The sequence below is a fragment of the Streptomyces sp. NPDC020747 genome (assembly GCF_044334695.1).
In the GTDB taxonomy this organism is placed as follows: Bacteria; Actinomycetota; Actinomycetes; order Streptomycetales; family Streptomycetaceae; genus Streptomyces.
In genome coordinates, this window is the sequence record NZ_JBIRTJ010000018.1 from 35975 (window position 1) to 52790 (window position 16816).

Sequence of the window (16816 nt, forward strand, 5' to 3'; positions counted from 1 at the left end):
GGTGGCGGTGGAGCGACCGGCCGTCCATCCGGTGGAGACGGCGTGCCCGTCCGTCTACTCGGTGGCGATGGCGCGCAGTACGTCGAGGCGTGCCGCCCGCCGGGCCGGGCGCAGGCCCGCGAGGGCTCCGGCCGCGACCCCCACGAGGGCCACCACGGTGAGCTGGAACGGCGGCACCGCGAAGGCGAAGGCGCTGTCGGACGCTCCGTCGGACGCCTTGACGAGCACCCAGCCGAGGAATCCGCCGAGTGCGAGTCCGCCCACCGTGCCGAACGCGGCGACCAGCACCGACTCCCAGCGGACCATGGCCCGCAGTTGCGCCCTGGTCTGCCCGACGGCCCTCAACAGGCCGAGTTCGCGGGTGCGTTCGTGGACCGCGAGGGTCAGTGTGTTGGCGATGCCGAGCAGTGCGATGAGCACCGCGAGGGCGAGGAGCGCGTAGACCAGGGTGAGCATCATGTCGATGCCGCCGGCCGAGGACTGCGCGTACTCGTCGCGGGTCTGCACCTCCGGATCGCCGTACGCCGTCGCGACCTTGTCGACCGCCGCCTTGCCGTCGGCCGCGCTCACGCCGTCCTTGAAGGTGACGGCCACGAGCGTGTCGGAGTCCTGGGTGCGGTGCGGGGCCCAGGCGTCGCGGGTGATGACGTAGTCGCCCGCGAGTTCGGACTGCCCGTAGACCGCGCGGACCGTGAAGGCCTGCTTCTTACCGTCGGTGAAGGCCAGTTGGGCGGTGTCGCCGGTCTTGAGGCCCTGCTTGTCGGCCTCGTTCTCGGTGATGGCGATGCCGTCGTCGCCGAGGTCCCGCATCGAGCCCTGTACGTCGCCGAGGTCGAAGGTGCGCTCCAGCGCGACCGGGTCGGTGACCGTCAACGCCCGTCCCTTGCCGTCGACTTCGGCGACACCGCGGCCTAGTCCGACCGCCGTGTCGACCTCGGGCCGCTCGGCGATCGCGGGGGCGAGCCGCGGACTCAGTCCGCTGCCGCCCGCGCCGAACGACGGGGTACTCACCGCGACATCGCCCGCGAAGGACCGGGACACCGTCTGGTCCATGGTGGCCTTCAGCGAGGCTCCGAAGACCGTGAACAGTGACACGACCGCGACGCCGATCATCAGCGCGCTGGCGGTGGCAGCCGTGCGCTTGGGGCTGCGCAGGGCGTTGCGCCTGGCCAGTCCGCCGGTGACTCCCCGCAGCTTGTCGAGCGGGCTGCCGAGGACGCGTACGGCGGTGGTCGAGGCGACCGGGCCGAGCACCACGAACGCGGCGAGCGCCAGGATCGCGCCGCTTCCGGCGAGCCACAGGGACGGGCTGACGATGACGCCGGTCAGCGTGACGGCGATCGCCAGCGCGGCAAGACCGGTGCCCACGACGGCACGGGTGCGGGACGCGCCCGACTGGTCGACGGCCGTCTCCCGCAGGGCTGCCAGTGGTGCGGTGCGCCCGGCGCGTACGGCGGGCAGCAGCGCGGAGCCGAGGCAGACCACGATGCCGACCGCGAGCGGCAGGATCATGGACAGCCCGCTGATCACCAAGTCGCCCTCGGGGAACGGGAATCCGATGGCCGGGAACAGTGCCTGGAGTCCGGCCGCGATCCCGATGCCGCCCGCGAGTCCGGCGGCGGACGCGGCCACGGCGACGACGCTCGCCTCGACCAGGGTCGACGCGGTGACCTGCCGGCGTGAGGCACCGAGAGCGCGCAACAGGGCGTTCTCGCGGGTGCGTTGGGCGACGACGATCGCGAAGGTGTTGTGGATGGAGAAGGTCGCGACCAGCAGCGCCACACCGGAGAACACCAGCAGGAAGGTGGTGAAGAGCGACAGGAACTGACCGGAGATCATGTCCGTGTTCTCCGCGGCCAGCTCCTGGCCGGTGATCGCCTCAACCCCCTTGGGCAGTACGGGAGTCAGGGCGTCCACGAGTTCCTGCTGACCGGTGCCGGGCCCGGCCCGCACCAGGATGCTCGCGGCCTCGCCGGGCTTCGCGGTCAGGTACTTCTCGGCGTCGGACCGCGTCATGCCGGTGTAGGTCACCTGGGCCATGCCGTCCTCGCCACCGAAGGTCGCCAGGCCGACGATGGTCACCTTGACCGGGTCGGGCGTCCGCAGCGTCGTCGTGTCGCCGATCCTCAGGTCGCCCTTCTCGGCGGCACCCCGGTTGACGACGACCTCGCCCGACTTCGACGGGGCACGGCCTTCGGCCAGTTGGTACGAGTTGAGCCTCGGGTCGTCGATCCAGTTGCCCGCGAGGGTGGGCGGGCCCTGGCCGCCGATGGGCTTGCCGTCGGCACCGACGAGTTGGCCGGCGCCCTGGATGTCGGGCTCGGCGGCTGCGACACCCGGGGCCTTCTCTACGGCCGTCACCAGGTCGGTGTCGACGGGCTGCCGTACGCCCTGGCTCTCGCCCGGCGTGGTGATGGTGCCGGCGCTGCGGACGACGGCGTCGGTGCCGCTCGTGGCGTTGCCGAACATCGTGTCGAAGCTGGCGCGCAGGGTGTCGCCCATGACGAGGGTGCCGGCCAGGAAGGCGACACCGAGGAGCACCGCCAGGAACGTGCCTGCGAAGCGGCGCTTGTGGGCGCGCAGGGACGAGACGCTGATGCGCACGGAGGCGTTCATGACGACTGCGCTCCCTTGCTGTTGCTGTCGAAGGCGTTCATGACGGCGGCGCCCCCTTGCTGTCGAAGGCCTTCATGCGGTCCAGGACCTTGTCGGCCGTGGGGGCTTCCATCCGGTCGACGAGGCGGCCGTCGGCGAGGAAGACGACCTCGTCGGCGTGTGCGGCGGCGACCGGGTCGTGGGTGACCATGACGACCGTGCGGTCCATCTGGCGTACGGCCCGGCCGAGCAGGTTCAGAACCTCCTCGCCGGAGCGCGAGTCGAGGTTGCCGGTGGGCTCGTCGGCGAAGACGACATCGGGTTGTCCGGCGAACGCCCTTGCCACGGCGACGCGTTGCTGCTGGCCGCCGGAGAGTTCGGAGGGCCGGTGGTGCAGCCGGTCGCGCAGGCCGACCACATCCACGAGCGCGTCGATCCACTCCTGCGACGAGGCGTCGCCCCGGCCGCCCGCGAGGTCCCTGGGCAGCGTGATGTTCTCCGCGACGGTCAGCGTCGGGACCAGGTTGAAGGCCTGGAAGACGAAGCCGATGCGGTCGCGCCGCAACAGTGTGAGGCGGCGGTCGTCGAGGCTGCTCAGTTCGGTGTCGCCGATGAACGCGGCGCCCGAGGTGAGGGTGTCCAGGCCTGCCGCGCAGTGCATCAGGGTGGACTTGCCGGAGCCCGAGGGCCCCATGATCGCGGTGAAGCGTCCGGCCCGGAAGGTGACGCTCACCCCGTCCAGGGCCCGGACGGCGGTGTCGCCGCTGCCGTACACCTTCACGGCGTCGGCGACACGTGCCGCGGTCCGCGTGGCCTTCGTGGCGGTCGCGGTGCTCATGCCGCACCGCCCTTGCCCATCCCCGGACGACCGAGGTCGGTGCGTCCGAACTGCTCGTCCAGGACGGAGAGCCGACGCCAGTACTCGTCCTCGTCGATCTCGCCGGAGGCGAAGCGCCGGCCGAGCATCGCGATCGGCGAGTCGCCGGTCGGGCGGACGTCCGTCGCGGTGCGGTCCATGCCGCGCCACGGGCCACGACGGCCGCGCCACACGGTACGGCGGAGGACGGTCACGACGCCGATGACGACGGCCGCCCAGATCAGCGGGAAGAGCAGGATCCACGGGCCGGGCCCGCCGTCCCAGTTCGCCAGGGTCTGCATCTGAAGTCATCTCCTCGGTGGGTGTTCCGGTGATGCTTCGAGACTCGCGCCGGGAGGGGGTCCGGGTCGTCGTACGGCCAGCGGCAGTACGCGTACCTCCGCGGGAGTAGGAACCGGGGTGCTCCACTGCTCCCTCGGCTGCCTCTCGATTCTGTACCTACTAGTATGTACAGTGATTTCATGAGCACCCCGGAGCGATTGATCGAGGCCACGCGCGAGCTGTTGTGGGAGCGGGGGTACGTGGGGACGAGCCCGAAGGCGATCCAGCAGCAGGCCGGAGCTGGTCAGGGCAGCATGTACCACCACTTCGCGGGCAAGCCCGATCTGGCGCTCGCCGCGATCCGGCGCACGGCGGAGGAGATGCGGGCTACCGCCGAGGGAGTACTCGGCGGCCCGGGCTCCCCGTACGAGCGGGTCGAGGCCTATCTGCGGCGCGAGCGCGATGTGCTGCGCGGCTGCCCGATCGGGCGGCTGACCATGGACCCGGACGTCATCGCGAACAACGAGCTGCGCGCGCCCGTCGACGAGACGCTGGACTGGCTGCGTGAGCGGCTCGCGCGGCTCGTCGAGGAGGGTCAGGAGCGGGGCGAGTTCGCGCCCTCGCTGGACGGCGAGGAGATCGCCGCGACGATCGTCGCCACGGTCCAGGGCGGCTATGTACTGGCGCGCGCGTCCGGCTCGACAGCCGCCTTCGACACGGGAGTTCGCGGACTGCTGTCGCTGCTCGCGCTCAACTCCCCTGCCCGTACGGACGGTTAGGCACCGCTGGAACCTGTTGGAACCTGTTGGAGGCATCGATGCACGCCATGCAGTACGAGATAACACTGCCCGCCGACTACGACATGGACGTCATCCGCGGCCGGGTTGCCCGCGTCGGACACCTCCTCGACGACTGGGACGGACTCGGCCTCAAGGCCTACCTGCTGCGCGAACGCGGGGTGGACGGCTCACTGGTCAACCAGTACGCGCCGTTCTATCTGTGGCACACACCCGAAGGCATGAACTCCTTCCTCTGGGGGCCGGGATTCCAGGGCCTCGTGAACGACTTCGGGCGCCCTGAGGTGCGGCACTGGACGGGTCTCGCGTACGAGGACGGGGGCGCCGCCGGTGCCACGCCCGAGGTCGCGGTGCGTCGGCGCGTGAGCATTCCGGAGGGAGCACCGCTCGCCGAGGTGACGGAGGAGGCGATGCGGGTGACCGGGCGGCTGGCCGCGCTGGACGGGGTCGTGGGCGCCGCTGTCGCCGTCGATCCGCGTCACTGGGAGATCGTGCATTTCTCGCTCTGGGCCCATGACTCGCCCAAGGCGGCCGGTGAGGTGTACCGGGTGCTGCATCTCTCGGCGCCGGAGCGCGACCTGCTCCGGCGGGGGCGGCAGTGGTGAACACGACGCCCGGGGCTCGTCCGGTCGCTGCGGGCGGTACCGTGCGGACGGTCCTCGGGGACGTCTCCCCAACGGAGTTGGGCGTGTGCGACGCGCACGACCACCTCTTCTTCAGCAGTCCGCGACTCCCCGATCAGGAGTTGCGTGACGCGTCGGCGGCGACGGCCGAGTTGGTGGCGTTCCGTGAGGCGGGCGGTGGGAGTGTCGTGCAGTGGACGCCGTACGGGCTGGGGCGGCGGGCCGCCGATCTGCCGCCGCTCTCCCGCGCCGCCGGGGTCCACATCGTGGCCGCCACCGGGCTGCACCAAGCCGCCCACTACTCCCCCGAGTTGATCGACCGATTGCGGCACGGTCTCGCGGACCTCTTCGTCGCCGAGCTGACGGAGGGCCTGGCGACTTCAGGGGTCCGGGCGGGGTTCGTCAAGGTCGCCGGCGGCTTCCACGCCCTCGACGCGCACGCCCGCTGGACGATGACCGCGGCGGCCGAGGCGCATCACGCGACGGGGGCGCCCATCGCCGTGCACCTGGAGCTCGGTACCGGCGCGCTCGACGTACTCGACCTGTTGTGCGGGGAGTTGGGGGTGCCCCCGGACCGGGTGGTCCTCGGGCACCTCAATCGCTCGCCCGACCCGGTGGTGCACCTTCAGGCCGCGCAGGCGGGTGCCTATCTGGCTTTTGACGGACCCTCACGGGCGAACCACGCGACGGACTGGCGGATGCCCGACGCCGTACGGGCCCTCGCCGAGGCCGGGTTCGGGGATCAGTTGCTGATCGGCGGGGACACGACGGCGGCCGGGGCCCGCTCGGTCGACGGCGGCCCCGGCATGCCGTACCTGCTGCGCCGGGTTCGCCCTCGGCTCGAACTCGCCCTGGGCAAGGACCTGGTGGAGCGCGTCCTGACCGAGAACCCCGGACGGGCCTTCGCGACGGAGTGGCGTCGGCCGTGACGTGGCGGTCGCGGGGATCCTCGTACCGTTGCCGGAGGCCCTGGTCAGATCTGGGCCAGCGCCGCGATCGGGTCGTCGAGGACCGGCTGCCACGCCAACTCCGCCGCTCCCACCAGGCTGTTGTGGTCCAGCGTGCAGGCGAGGATCGGGACGCCGCCGCTCTGGCCCCACAGGCTCCGGTCGGCCACCACGGCGCGCAGCCGCTCGGGGTCCGCGTCGAGGAGGGTGCGGTGCAGTCCGCCGAGGATGATGCGGTCCGGGTTGAGGATGTTGACCAGGCCCGCGAGGCCCAGGCCGAGCCGGTCGATCAGGGCCTGGACGGCCGTGCGTACGGTCGGGTCGGCGTACTGGTTGCGGATCAGGTCGTTGGACTGCTGGAGCAGCGACACCTCGGGGCCGGGATCGCGGCCCGCCGCCGTCAGGAACGCGAGCGGGTCCGCCTCGACGTCCAGGCAGCCGCGGCTGCCGCAGTGGCAGGGGCGCCCCTCCGGGTTGACGGTGAGGTGTCCGACCTCCAGGGCGAGCCCCGAACTGCCCATGTGCAGACGCCCGTCGAGGACGAGCGCGCCGCCGACTCCCCGGTGTCCGGTCGCCACGCACAGCAGGTCGCGGGAGCCGCGGCCCGAGCCGTGCCGGTGCTCGGCGAGTGCGGCGAGGTTGACGTCGTTGGCCGCGAAAGCCGGTCCGGTGATCCCGGCCGCGCGGACGCGCTCCGCGAAGATCTCGCGTACGGGTGCGCCGGCGGGCCAGGCCAGGTGGAGGGGGTTGAGGGCGGTGCCCTCGGGTTCGGCGACGGCCGACGGCACGGCGAGGCCCGCGCCCACGCAGCGACGGCCCGTCTCCCGAAGCAGTTCGGCGCCCGCCTCGACGACGGAGCCGAGGACCTTGGCCGGGTCGGCGTCGACGGTCTCGCAGCCGGGGGCGGTCGCGACGAGACGGCCTCCGAGGCCGACCAGGGCGGCGCGGAAGCCGTCGGCGTGCACCTGGGCGGCGAGGGCCACGGGACCGTCCTCGGCGAGTTCGAGACGGTGCGAGGGGCGGCCCTGCGAGCCGGCGGCCGCGCCGGGGCGCGCGTCGACGTGGATCAGCCCGAGGGCTTCGAGCTCGGCGGCGACCGCGCCGGCCGTCGCTCGTGTGACGCCGAGCTCGGCGGTGAGTACGGCCCGCGTGGGCGCGCGTCCGGTGTGCACGAGTTCCAGGGCGGGCCCGAGCGCACCCCGCCCCCGGTCCAGGCGTGTCCTGGTGATTCCTTCTCCCGCCGCTCCGGGGGCCGCATTGCCGCTCATGAGGGCGAGTCTCCCATGATCCGGTCGTCCCGTGGCCAGGGCAACGACCCGAAGGAACCGGACGAGCCGGACGAACCCGCCGGCCTAGAGGCCGCTCACCCGCAGCGTGACGTTCAGGCGGCCGGTCAGGCCCAACTCCGCTGGCGCCGTGCCCGCGTGCACGCGCGGTACCCCGTGGTACGCGAGCCGGGCGTCCCCGCCGAACACGAACAGGTCGCCGCTGCGCAGCTCCACGTCGGTGTAGGGGCGGGTCCGCGACCCGGTGTTGCCGAAGCGGAAGACGCAGGTGTCGCCGAGGCTCAGCGACACCACCGGGGCGTCGGACTTCTCGTCGCTGTCGCGGTGCATGCCCATGCGGGCGTCGGCGTCGTAGAAGTTGATCAGTGCGATGTCGTACGCCTCCGCCGTGGCCGCCTCCGGTCCGAGCGCGTCGGTGACCGCACGGCGCCCCAGCTCCCCCAGCCACTCGGGGAACTCCTTCACGGGCACCCCGTCCCCGTCGGCGACCGTGCGCGCATACCCGTACGGGTACCAGTGCCAGCCGAGGCAGACCTGCCTGGAGGTCATCGTGCCGCCGCCCGGTGTGCGGACCGTGCGCAGCCCCGCGGGCGGGCGTGCCCAGGCGCGGCAGGCGTCGAGGAGCTGGCTCTGGCGCTCGGCGGTCAGCCAGTCCGGCAGGTGCACGGCGCCCGGCGCGATCTCCGTACGGGCCCGGGGAAACAGCTCGGCGTCCATGGCTCCCATCCTCGCGCACGCGCTCGAATGGACGCCGGAAACCCCCTGAGCTGCGCCTCGGATAGCCTGGTCCCAATGACCGACCGTATGACGACCCCCTCGGCCGAGCTGCAGCTGGCCCGCTTCCCCGAGGACTCCCGTGACCAGCTCCGTGCGTGGGACGCCTCCGACGAGTATCTGCTGAAGCATCTCGCGGACGGCGACCAGGCACTCGACGGCACGGTGGTCGTGGTCGGCGACCGGTGGGGCGCCCTCACCACGGCCCTCGGGGCGCATCGGCCGGTGCAGATCACCGACTCGTTCCTCACCCGGGAGGCGACCCGCGCCAACCTGGCGCGCAACGGCGCGGACCAGGATTCCGTACGTCTCCTCACCACCCAGGACCCGCCCGTCGAGCGCGTCGACGTGCTGCTGGTGCGGGTGCCGAAGAGCCTGGCGCTCCTGGAGGACCAGCTGCTGCGGCTGGCGCCCGCCGTGCACGAGGGGACGGTCGTCATCGGCACCGGCATGGTGAAGGAGATCCACACCTCCACGCTGAAGCTGTTCGAGCGGATCATCGGCCCCACCCGGACCTCGCTGGCCGAGAAGAAGGCCCGGCTGATCTTCTGCACGCCGAATCCGGGGATCATCAGACCGGCCAACCCGTGGCCGCACAGCTACACACTGCCCGACGGAATCGGTCCCGCCTCCGGACGTACGGTCGTCAACCACGCGGGCGTCTTCTGCGCCGAGCGCCTCGACATCGGCACCAGGTTCTTCCTCCAGCACCTTCCGTACGAGGGCGGCGCGGAGCGCGTGGTGGACCTGGGCTGCGGCAACGGAGTCGTCGGTACGGCGATGGCGCTGGCGCGTCCTCGGGCCGAGACGCTGTTCCTGGACGAGTCGTACCAGGCGGTGACCTCGGCGGAGGCGACGTACTGGGCGAACACCGACGACACGGTGGAGTACGGCAAGGCCGAGTTCCGTGTCGGCGACGGGCTGGAGGGTGTCCCGGACGCGAGCGTCGACCTGGTGCTGAACAATCCGCCCTTCCACTCGCATCAGGCGACGTCCGACGCCACCGCCTGGCGGATGTTCACCGGGGCACGCCGTGCGCTGCGGCCGGGCGGCGAGCTGTGGGTGGTCGGCAACCGCCATCTCGGCTACCACGTGAAGCTGCGGCGTCTCTTCGGCAACAGTCAACTGGTCGCGAGCGACGCGAAGTTCGTGGTTCTGAAGGCCGTCAAGGAATCCGCGGAGTCCTGAGGCTCGTTCCGCAGGCACGCGACGGGGCTCAGGCGGCGTTCGTCTCGCCGCGCAGGGCTCGCGGGGACGCTCCCAGTTCGCGTCGGCACGCCTTGTTGAAGGCCTGGAGGTCGGGGATGCCGACCGACGCGGCGACCGCCGGGATCGACAGGGTCGAGGCCCGCAGCAGGTGGTGTGCGCGGTCCAGCCTGCGGCGCCGGATGTACGCGACGACGGTGCCGCCCGTGGTGGCGCGGAAGAGCCGGGTCAGGTGGTTGTGGGAGACGCCCGCGGCGTGGGCCACGGCGGGCACGGTGAGCGGGGCGGCGAGGTTCGCTTCTACGTAGGCGATCGCGGCGGTGACGGCGGGGTGCGGTCCGGGCCGCTCGGCCGCCGGGGCGAGATGCGCGATGCGCCACAGGGCGGTCCAGATCTCGGCCCGGGTGCGCTCCGGCTCGCCCGGTACGGAGGCGACCGCCTGGAGCAACAGCCCGGTCAGCATGGGGAGTTCGGGTCCGGCGTCCTGCATCACGGGCACGGTGTGGGGCGACCCCGCCGGGGCGATGCGCAGATGCGCGTACAGGTGTTCCGAGCGGCCCCGGTAGCGGTAGCGGACCGTCGTGCCGGGCGGTACGAGGCTGATCCGGCCGGGGCGGATGGCGTGCGCCGTTCCGTCGACGGTCAGCTCGGCCTCGTACTGGTACAGATGCAGTTGCCACAGCTCCGGCAGCCGGAACACGTCGGTGCGGCTCGCGACGCCGTGCACGCCGACGCCCGCGTTGACGACGACGGGCGGCTGCCCGAGGTGGATCTCCGTCTCCCGCATGGTGAAAAACTACCAGCGGTGGTGAAACGGGCCAACGCGCCGGACGGGCCCCGCTCCGTACGTTCGGACCATGACGAATCCCGTACATCCCCCGCCTCCTCCCCCACCCCCTGTTGCCCCTGTCCCGCCGCTGCTCAGTTCGGTGCGGATGGCGCGTTTCGTGGCCCACGGTTCGCTGCGCCTCGACGCGGTGGTGCCGGCGGAGATGAACGCCGAGGCGATCGGGTTCCTGGGGCGGGGCGTGCCGGACGTGCCCTACGGCAGCGCGGTGGCGGACGCCTACCCAGAGGGTTCCTTCGTCCGGCGGCTCCTCGACATCCCGGCGGTGGCCGGGGCCCTGCGCGGCCTCGTCGGCCCGGGCCCGCGCGTGGACCACCACGCGGTGCACGTCCGTGAGCCCCGCGAGGGGTCCGCGCAGCCGCTGCACGGTGACGCGATCATCGACGTGCGCACCGATGCCTTCGACGTCCAGCTGATGTACTACCCGCAGGACGTGACCCTCGACATGGGCGGCACCCTCAGCGTGCCGGGCAGCCATCTGCGGCGTACGAACGAATCGGACACCGGCCGCTACCAGAACCTGCTCGGCCAGTCCCGGCTCGTCTGCCCGGCCGGAACCGTGGTGTTTCTGCACCACGGCCTCTGGCACGGCGGTCGGCGCAACGACAGCGACGCGGTGCGTTACATGTTCAAGATCCGCTTCAATCCGGCCGTACGGCAGCAACGGCTGTGGGACACCTCGGACCTCGGTGACCCCCGGGTGGCCGAGGAGCTCTCGACGACCTTCCCCTGGTACGAGCCCGCCACTGGCCGGCTGGAGATCTACAACCGTGTGCTGCTGTGGCGGTCCCTCACCGGCGACGAGTCCTTCGACCTGGAGCACTGGGTGACCCGGGTCTCCAACCGCCCTCAGGAGGAGGTCGCATGACGATTCGTCAGCAGGTTCTGGTGCTCTATCTGGGCACGTCGGCGCTGGACTCGCCGGTGGTCGGCTGGTCGGTGTACGACGGCACGGGGCGTACGTCCCCCACGACCGGGGACAGTGACGAACCCCCGTACAAGTCAGGGGTGGACGCCCTGCGGGACGGCTGGCGGCTGTTCCAGGCGGCCCAGTTGATCCCGCCGTACCCGGGGAGCGAGTACGACGTGTCGTTCCTCAAGCACGAGTTCTTCTTCGAGAAGCTCGTGGAGGGCTCTGTGGACATGGAGGTCGTGGACGCGGGCTGAGGTGTCAGCCGGTGGGGCCCAGGACTCGGATGATCCGGGTCACCGTCTCCGCCATCGCCGCCCGTCCCACGGTCAGGTACTTGCGTGAGTCGACCGCCTCGGGATGGGCGGTGAGGTAGTCCCTGATCGCGCCGGTCATCGCGATGTTCAGAGCGGTGCCGACGTTCACCTTCGTGATGCCGCCCGCGACGGCCGCTCTCAGCTCGGCGTCCGGCACACCGGACGAGCCGTGCAGCACCAGCGGCACGTCGAGGGCCGCGGCGAGGCGCTTGAGGAGGTCGTGGTCGAGGGCGGCGGTACGGGTGGTCATGGCGTGCGTGCTGCCGACGGCCACGGCCAGGGCGTCCACGCCGGAGTCGGCGACGAAGGCACGCGCCTCGGCCGGATCGGTACGGGCACCCGCCGCGTGGGCGTCCAGCGGCGGCTGCCCCGTCTTGCCGCCGACCTCCCCCAACTCGGCCTCGATCCACAGACCTTGGGCGTGTGCCCAGTCGGCGGCGGCCCGGGTGGCCGCGAGGTTCTCGGCGTACGGGAGACGGGCCGCGTCGTACATGACGGAGCTGAAACCGGCGCCGGCCGCCTGTCGCAGCAGCTCGTCGCTCTGGACGTGGTCGAGGTGCAACGCGACGGGTACGGAGGCGTGTTCGGCGGCGGCGCTCGCGGCGTGGGCCAGCGGGAGCAGCCGTCCGCCGCGGAACTTCACCGCGTTCTCGCTGACTTGGAGGATGACGGGCGCGTCCGCGACCTCGGCTCCGGCGACGACCGCCTCGACGTGTTCCAGCGTGATGACGTTGAACGCGGCGACGGCGGTGCGGGACGCGGCCGCCCGGGCGACCAGTTCTCCGGCTGCTGCGAGAGGCACGGACTCTCCCTTCAGGGCGTGGCGACTACAGGACGTGGTGACGTCAGGACGTGGTGAGGACGACCGAGCGGGTGAGGTGGCGGGGCTGGTCGGGATCGAGGCCCCGGGCCGCGGCGACGGCCACGGCGAGGCGCTGGGCGCGGACGAGTTCGGCGAGCGGGTCGAGACCGCCGCCGACCCACAACGCGCCCGTGTCGCGCACCTGTTGGGCCAGCCCCTCGGGTGCCTCGCCGAGCATCCAGGTCGCGGTCCCCGAGGTGGTCACGCTGATCGGCCCGTGCCGGTACTCCATCGCCGGATAGGCCTCGGTCCACGCCAGCGAGGCCTCACGCATCTTGAGCCCGGCCTCGTTCGCCAGCCCCACGCTCCAGCCGCGCCCCAGGAACGTGAACTGCGTGCAGTCGACGAGCCCTTCGGGCAGTGGCTCCGCCAGCGCGGTACGGGCGTCGGCGACGACGGAGTCGTCGTGCAGCCCGAGATGGGCCCGCAGCAGGGTGAGCGCGGTGGTCGCGAACCGCGTCTGCACCACGGACTTCTCATCGGCGTAGTCGAGCACGGCGATGTCGTCCGCCGCCTCCATCACGGGAGTTCGCGGATCCGCGGTGATCGCGACCGTGCGCGTACGCCCCTTCAGCCGACCGAGCAGGTCGAGCACCTCGGTGGTGGTGCCGGAGCGGGTAAGGGCGACCACTCGGTCGTACGAGCGGCCGTGCGGGAACTCGGAGGCGGCGAAGGCGTCCGTCTCGCCCTGTCCCGCCTGCTCGCGCAGCACCGCGACGGCCTGTGCCATGAACCACGACGTGCCGCAGCCGACGACGGCTACCCGCTCCCCGGCGGTGGGTAGCACGTCCCCATGGACCGCGGATTCCCCCGCGGCCCGCACCCAGCACTCGGGCTGGCTCTTCAGCTCGTTCTCCACGTGGCTCACGCCGTGACCTCCCAGCCATGATGATTACTCTTGCAAGATATAGCCAGCTTTCGAGCACAATCAAGCATCACCGAGTGAACGGTGTGCGTTAGGGTCGCCGAAAGATCAGGGAACGGTCGCTGCACGGATCAACTCACGGACCGTTCGGATCAATGAGCAGATCGACGGACGGAGAGTGCGGATGTCGCGCGACGCCCGCTGGCAGGCGCTGCTGGAGCTGCTCGTGGAGCGGGGCCGGCTGGATGTCGAGGAGGCCGCGGCCGAGCTGTCGGTGTCGGCGGCCACGATCCGGCGCGACTTCGACCAGCTCGCCGAACAGCAGATGCTCGTACGCACCCGGGGCGGTGCGGTCGTGCACGGCGTCTCCTACGAGCTGCCGCTGCGCTACAAAACGGCCCGCCACGCCTCCGAGAAGCAGCGCATCGCGAAGGCCGTGGCCGATCTCGTCTCACCCGGAGAGGCGGTCGGCCTGACCGGTGGCACGACCACCACGGAGGTGGCCCGCGCCCTGGCCGTGCGCGGTGATCTCGCGTCCGGCTCGCCCGCCCTGACGATCGTCACGAACGCCCTCAACATCGCCAACGAGCTGGCCGTGCGACCCCAGTTCAAGATCGTGCTGACCGGTGGCGTCGCCCGCCCGCAGTCGTACGAGCTGGTCGGCCCCCTCGCCGACGGCGTGCTCGGCCAGATCACCCTCGACGTGGCAGTCCTCGGCGTGGTCGCCCTCGACGTGACCCATGGCGCGGCGGCGGCCGACGAGGCGGAGGCGGCCATCAACCGGTTGCTCTGCGAGCGGGCCGAGCGCGTGATCGTCGCCGCCGACTCCAGCAAGCTGGGGCAGCGGGCCTTCGCCCGGATCTGCGCGGCCGAGTCGGTGGACACGCTGGTCACGGACTCGGCGGTGAGCGGGGACATGGTGCGGCGGTTCGAGGAGGCGGGCGTCACGGTCGTCGCCGTCTGACGCGGCCACGCGGCCCATAGGGCGCGGGACTGTGTCCATGTGCGGCTCCGCCGCGTGGGCGCGACCAGCCACGACGGAGCCGCAGACGACGTACCGGTTACCCGCGGCGCGCTCAGCTCTGGAACCGATACCGCCGTTCAGGCCGCCCCGCCGCCCCATAGCGCAGCGTCACGTCCGCGCTGCCGACGGTGTGGAAGTGCTCCAGGTACCGGCGGGCGCTGACGCGGGAGATGCCGGCCAGGGTCGCGCACTCGGCGGCGGAGAGGGTGCCCTCCGCGGCGCGGAGGGTGCGTTCGATCAGTTCGGCGGTCTCGACGCTCATGCCCTTGGGGAGAGAGCCGGCGGCGGAGGCTTGCACGGTCGCTCCGGCCAGGACCCGGTCCACGTCGGCCTGGCCGTGCACGACGGTGGCGAGGAGGCGGCCCCGCTGGACGGCGTAGCGCTCCAGGCGGGCGCGCAGGTCCTCGAACTCGAACGGTTTGAGGAGGTAGTCGACGACGCCGTGGCGCACTGCCCCGCGGACCGTGTCGGCCTCCCGGGCCGCGCTGATGACCATGACGTCGCAGTCGTGGCCGGAGGTACGCAGCCGGGGGATGACGTCGAGGCCGAAGACGTCCGGCAGGTACAGGTCGAGCAGGACGAGGTCGGGGTGCAGTTCGTCGACGGCATGGGCGGCCTGCTCGCCGGTGTTGGCGACACCGACCACCCGGAACGGCTCGACGCGCTCGACGAAGGTGCGGTGGACACGGGCCACCATGAAGTCGTCGTCGACCACGAGCACGTCGATCTTGTCGGTCGTGACGGATGTGACAGATGTGTCGGTCGTGACGGACGTGCCCGGCCCACGGGGCGTGTCCGGCATGCCGGACGTACCCTTCGTCCCTTTCATCGGGCCGCTCCTTCCGCCACCGCGTCGGTGAGGTGGCTGACGGTCATGCGTGCGGTGAACATGGCCCCCTCGGGGGTGTTGGTCACCGAGATCTCACCACCGTGACGCTCGCAGACCAGCCGGGTGAGCGCCAGGCCGATGCCCCGCTCACCCTCCTGGGCCGCCTTGGTGGTGAAGCCGTGCAGGAAGACCTCCCGGGCGAGTTCCGGGGCGACGCCGGGGCCGGAGTCGCGGACCACGATCTCCACGCTGGAGGCGTCCTGCCGCAGTTCGACCTCGACCCAGGCCTCGTGGCCGTCCGCCTCACCCGCGACCGCGGCGACGGACGCGGCGTCCACGGCGTTGTCGACGAGGTTGCCGACCACGGTCGACACGTCGGCGGCGTCCTCGGGTACGAGCCGGTCGAGCGCGGTGCTGTCGGAGATCCGCAGTCTCACCTTCCGTTCGGCGGCCAGGGATGCCTTCGCCATGAGCAGGGCGGCGACGGCGGTGTCGCGGACGCGGCGGCTGAGGGTGACGTCCAGCGACTGGCGGCGCTGGTTCAACGCGCGGATGTAGCACACGACTTCGTCCTCCTCGCCGATCTCGATCAGCCCGGAGATGGTGTGCAGCTGGTTGGCGAACTCGTGGGCCTGGGCGCGCAGTAGCTCGGAGGAGCTGCGGAAGGAGCCGATCTCCCGCTCCAGCCGGGCCAGTTCGGTGCGGTCGCGAAGGGTGGTGACCGAGCCGAGCGGGCGGCCGTCCTTGGTGACGGTCATCCGGTTCATCACCAGTACCCGGCCGTGCCGGATCACTACCTCGTCGCGCTCGTGGGGCGTGCCCTTGCGGTCGCCCACCAGGACGTCCCGCAGCCGTCCCTCGATGCCGAGTTCGGCGAGGCTCTGGCCCACGCAGTCCTCGGGAAGGTCGAGGAGGCGGCGGCCCATGTCGTTGGCGAGGGTGAGCCGGTGCTGAGGGTCCAGGGCGATCACGCCCTCGGCGATCCCGTACAGCATCGCCTCGCGGTGCTCGGCAAGGCCGGCGATCTCGCGGGGTTCGAGGCCCAGGGTCTGCCGTTTGACGCGTCTGGCCAGCAGCCAGGAGCCCACCAGGCCGAGTCCGCTGGCGATGCCCAGGTAGGCGAGCAGGTACGAGGACGCGCCGTTGAGGCGCTGCCACACGGTCGGGTCGGCCTCGCCGATCATCACCGTGCCCAGGTACCGACCGAGGTTCTGCTGCGTCGCGCCGAGTACCGGGACCTGTGCCACGAGCTGGCGGCTGCCGTCCAGGGTCAGCGAGCCCGACCAGCCCCGGCCCTCGGCGGCGCCCTCGCCGAGCTCCAGCCGGTCGCCGATCGCCGTGGGGTTCGTGGAGCTGACGATCCGGCCGTCGGCGTCGGTCACCGTCACGGAGGTGACCCCGGACTGGGTCTGTGTGGAGTTCACCAGCGGGGCGAGGGCCTCCAGCGGCGCGGGCCGTACGAGCTGGCTGCGGACCAGGGGGTTGGCGGCCAGCTGCTCGGCCAGCGCGGCGACACGGCGGCCCTCCACGCGGTTGAAGGTCGCCTCCGACTGGGCGAGGGAGACCGCGGCGACGGCCAGCAGCACCACCACGACGATGGCGAGCTGGAGCACCAGCATCTCGCCCGCGAGGGTCTGACGGCGGAAGGTGGCGACCACGACGTACTCAATCTCTCGGGCCGACACGGCGTTGGGCGGCTCGTCTGGAGGATCGCCCCATCATGGACCCGGCTCACGTCAAGGAAAAGGGGCGAGAAGGGTCGAGCGGGGAGCCGGGGCAGCAAGACCCGCCGCCTC

Annotated in this window: 17 protein-coding genes; 7 read left to right on the top strand and 10 right to left on the bottom strand. The window is 71.8% G+C overall.

Going from position 1 to position 16816, the window contains the following annotated elements; translation table 11 throughout:
* Positions 1-54 precede the first annotated feature (54 nt).
* Genes ACH4YP_RS37855 through ACH4YP_RS37865 form a run of 3 tightly spaced genes read right to left on the bottom strand, consistent with a single transcriptional unit; the run spans position 55 to position 3753 of the window.
* Positions 55-2616: an ABC transporter permease gene (locus ACH4YP_RS37855; protein ID WP_398495501.1), complete on the bottom strand. Its 2562-nt coding sequence runs from the start codon at positions 2614-2616 to the stop codon at positions 55-57.
* A 37-nt stretch (positions 2617-2653) separates the two neighbouring features.
* Positions 2654-3433, bottom strand: a complete 780-nt coding sequence (locus ACH4YP_RS37860; protein WP_361059006.1) for an ABC transporter ATP-binding protein — start codon at positions 3431-3433, stop codon at positions 2654-2656.
* Entirely contained in the window at positions 3430-3753 is a 324-nt protein-coding gene (locus ACH4YP_RS37865) for an SHOCT domain-containing protein (protein ID WP_361059008.1), read from the bottom strand. The genes ACH4YP_RS37860 and ACH4YP_RS37865 overlap by 4 nt, the downstream gene beginning before the upstream one ends.
* 180 nt (positions 3754-3933) lie before the next feature.
* Here ACH4YP_RS37865 and ACH4YP_RS37870 point away from each other — a divergent pair, with 180 nt between their 5' ends.
* From ACH4YP_RS37870 to ACH4YP_RS37880, 3 genes are read left to right on the top strand one after another with little or no spacing between them, the layout of a single operon-like run.
* Positions 3934-4512 (top strand): TetR/AcrR family transcriptional regulator, encoded by a 579-nt coding sequence (locus ACH4YP_RS37870; protein ID WP_361059010.1) that lies wholly within the window; start codon positions 3934-3936, stop codon positions 4510-4512.
* A 38-nt stretch (positions 4513-4550) separates the two neighbouring features.
* Positions 4551-5135, top strand: a complete 585-nt coding sequence (locus ACH4YP_RS37875; RefSeq protein WP_398495503.1) for a DUF4865 family protein — start codon at positions 4551-4553, stop codon at positions 5133-5135.
* Positions 5136-5176: 41 nt separating this feature from the next.
* Complete coding sequence (locus ACH4YP_RS37880; RefSeq protein ID WP_361059067.1) at positions 5177-6082, top strand: phosphotriesterase; 906 nt, start codon at positions 5177-5179, stop codon at positions 6080-6082.
* 44 nt (positions 6083-6126) lie between these two features.
* On the opposite strand, the gene ACH4YP_RS37885 is transcribed toward ACH4YP_RS37880, so the two are convergent.
* Both ACH4YP_RS37885 and ACH4YP_RS37890 read right to left on the bottom strand, forming a co-directional pair.
* The gene (locus ACH4YP_RS37885) at positions 6127-7368 is read right to left on the bottom strand and encodes an ROK family protein (protein ID WP_398495505.1); all 1242 of its coding nucleotides are present in this window, start codon (positions 7366-7368) and stop codon (positions 6127-6129) included.
* 84 nt (positions 7369-7452) lie between these two features.
* On the bottom strand, positions 7453-8103 hold the full coding sequence (locus ACH4YP_RS37890) for an alpha-ketoglutarate-dependent dioxygenase AlkB family protein (protein ID WP_398495507.1): 651 nt from the start codon (positions 8101-8103) through the stop codon (positions 7453-7455).
* 75 nt (positions 8104-8178) lie between these two features.
* Here ACH4YP_RS37890 and ACH4YP_RS37895 point away from each other — a divergent pair, with 75 nt between their 5' ends.
* Entirely contained in the window at positions 8179-9348 is a 1170-nt protein-coding gene (locus ACH4YP_RS37895) for a methyltransferase (protein WP_398495509.1), read from the top strand.
* 28 nt (positions 9349-9376) lie between these two features.
* Here the strand turns inward: ACH4YP_RS37895 and ACH4YP_RS37900 are convergent, their stop codons facing one another.
* On the bottom strand, positions 9377-10153 hold the full coding sequence (locus ACH4YP_RS37900) for a helix-turn-helix domain-containing protein (protein ID WP_398495511.1): 777 nt from the start codon (positions 10151-10153) through the stop codon (positions 9377-9379).
* A 70-nt stretch (positions 10154-10223) separates the two neighbouring features.
* Between ACH4YP_RS37900 and ACH4YP_RS37905 the strand changes: the two genes are divergently transcribed.
* Together ACH4YP_RS37905 and ACH4YP_RS37910 are read left to right on the top strand one after the other, a co-directional pair.
* Positions 10224-11081: a phytanoyl-CoA dioxygenase family protein gene (locus tag ACH4YP_RS37905; RefSeq protein WP_398495513.1), complete on the top strand. Its 858-nt coding sequence runs from the start codon at positions 10224-10226 to the stop codon at positions 11079-11081.
* 2 nt (positions 11082-11083) lie between these two features.
* The gene (locus ACH4YP_RS37910; RefSeq protein WP_398495772.1) at positions 11084-11380 is read left to right on the top strand and encodes a hypothetical protein; all 297 of its coding nucleotides are present in this window, start codon (positions 11084-11086) and stop codon (positions 11378-11380) included.
* Positions 11381-11384: 4 nt separating this feature from the next.
* Here the strand turns inward: ACH4YP_RS37910 and ACH4YP_RS37915 are convergent, their stop codons facing one another.
* Complete coding sequence (locus ACH4YP_RS37915) at positions 11385-12242, bottom strand: ketose-bisphosphate aldolase (RefSeq protein ID WP_398495515.1); 858 nt, start codon at positions 12240-12242, stop codon at positions 11385-11387.
* Between the two features lie 43 nt (positions 12243-12285).
* Positions 12286-13170 carry an SIS domain-containing protein gene (locus tag ACH4YP_RS37920; RefSeq protein ID WP_361059030.1) on the bottom strand — a complete coding sequence of 295 codons (885 nt, stop codon included), beginning with the start codon at positions 13168-13170 and terminating at the stop codon, positions 12286-12288.
* 181 nt (positions 13171-13351) lie between these two features.
* On the opposite strand from ACH4YP_RS37920, the gene ACH4YP_RS37925 reads away from it, so the two are divergent.
* On the top strand, positions 13352-14131 hold the full coding sequence (locus ACH4YP_RS37925; protein WP_361059032.1) for a DeoR/GlpR family DNA-binding transcription regulator: 780 nt from the start codon (positions 13352-13354) through the stop codon (positions 14129-14131).
* 112 nt (positions 14132-14243) lie between these two features.
* Here ACH4YP_RS37925 and ACH4YP_RS37930 read toward each other — a convergent pair whose 3' ends face one another.
* Both ACH4YP_RS37930 and ACH4YP_RS37935 read right to left on the bottom strand, forming a co-directional pair.
* Positions 14244-15020 carry a response regulator gene (locus ACH4YP_RS37930; protein ID WP_398495516.1) on the bottom strand — a complete coding sequence of 259 codons (777 nt, stop codon included), beginning with the start codon at positions 15018-15020 and terminating at the stop codon, positions 14244-14246.
* Positions 15017-16678, bottom strand: a complete 1662-nt coding sequence (locus ACH4YP_RS37935) for an ATP-binding protein (RefSeq protein WP_398495518.1) — start codon at positions 16676-16678, stop codon at positions 15017-15019. Before ACH4YP_RS37935 ends, ACH4YP_RS37930 begins: the two co-directional genes overlap by 4 nt.
* Positions 16679-16816 lie beyond the last annotated feature (138 nt).

Bases quoted from the DNA above. Each gene is read 5' to 3' on its own strand.
- ACH4YP_RS37875 (WP_398495503.1), top strand. From the start codon at position 4,551: ATGCACGCCATGCAGTACGAGATAACACTGCCCGCCGACTACGACATG.
- ACH4YP_RS37890 (WP_398495507.1), bottom strand. From the start codon at position 8,103: ATGGACGCCGAGCTGTTTCCCCGGGCCCGTACGGAGATCGCGCCGGGC.
- ACH4YP_RS37870 (WP_361059010.1), top strand. From the start codon at position 3,934: ATGAGCACCCCGGAGCGATTGATCGAGGCCACGCGCGAGCTGTTGTGG.
- ACH4YP_RS37885 (WP_398495505.1), bottom strand. From the start codon at position 7,368: ATGAGCGGCAATGCGGCCCCCGGAGCGGCGGGAGAAGGAATCACCAGG.
- ACH4YP_RS37895 (WP_398495509.1), top strand. From the start codon at position 8,179: ATGACCGACCGTATGACGACCCCCTCGGCCGAGCTGCAGCTGGCCCGC.
- ACH4YP_RS37860 (WP_361059006.1), bottom strand. From the start codon at position 3,433: ATGAGCACCGCGACCGCCACGAAGGCCACGCGGACCGCGGCACGTGTC.
- ACH4YP_RS37900 (WP_398495511.1), bottom strand. From the start codon at position 10,153: ATGCGGGAGACGGAGATCCACCTCGGGCAGCCGCCCGTCGTCGTCAAC.
- ACH4YP_RS37930 (WP_398495516.1), bottom strand. From the start codon at position 15,020: ATGAAAGGGACGAAGGGTACGTCCGGCATGCCGGACACGCCCCGTGGG.
- ACH4YP_RS37865 (WP_361059008.1), bottom strand. From the start codon at position 3,753: ATGCAGACCCTGGCGAACTGGGACGGCGGGCCCGGCCCGTGGATCCTG.
- ACH4YP_RS37855 (WP_398495501.1), bottom strand. From the start codon at position 2,616: ATGAACGCCTCCGTGCGCATCAGCGTCTCGTCCCTGCGCGCCCACAAG.
- ACH4YP_RS37925 (WP_361059032.1), top strand. From the start codon at position 13,352: ATGTCGCGCGACGCCCGCTGGCAGGCGCTGCTGGAGCTGCTCGTGGAG.
- ACH4YP_RS37905 (WP_398495513.1), top strand. From the start codon at position 10,224: ATGACGAATCCCGTACATCCCCCGCCTCCTCCCCCACCCCCTGTTGCC.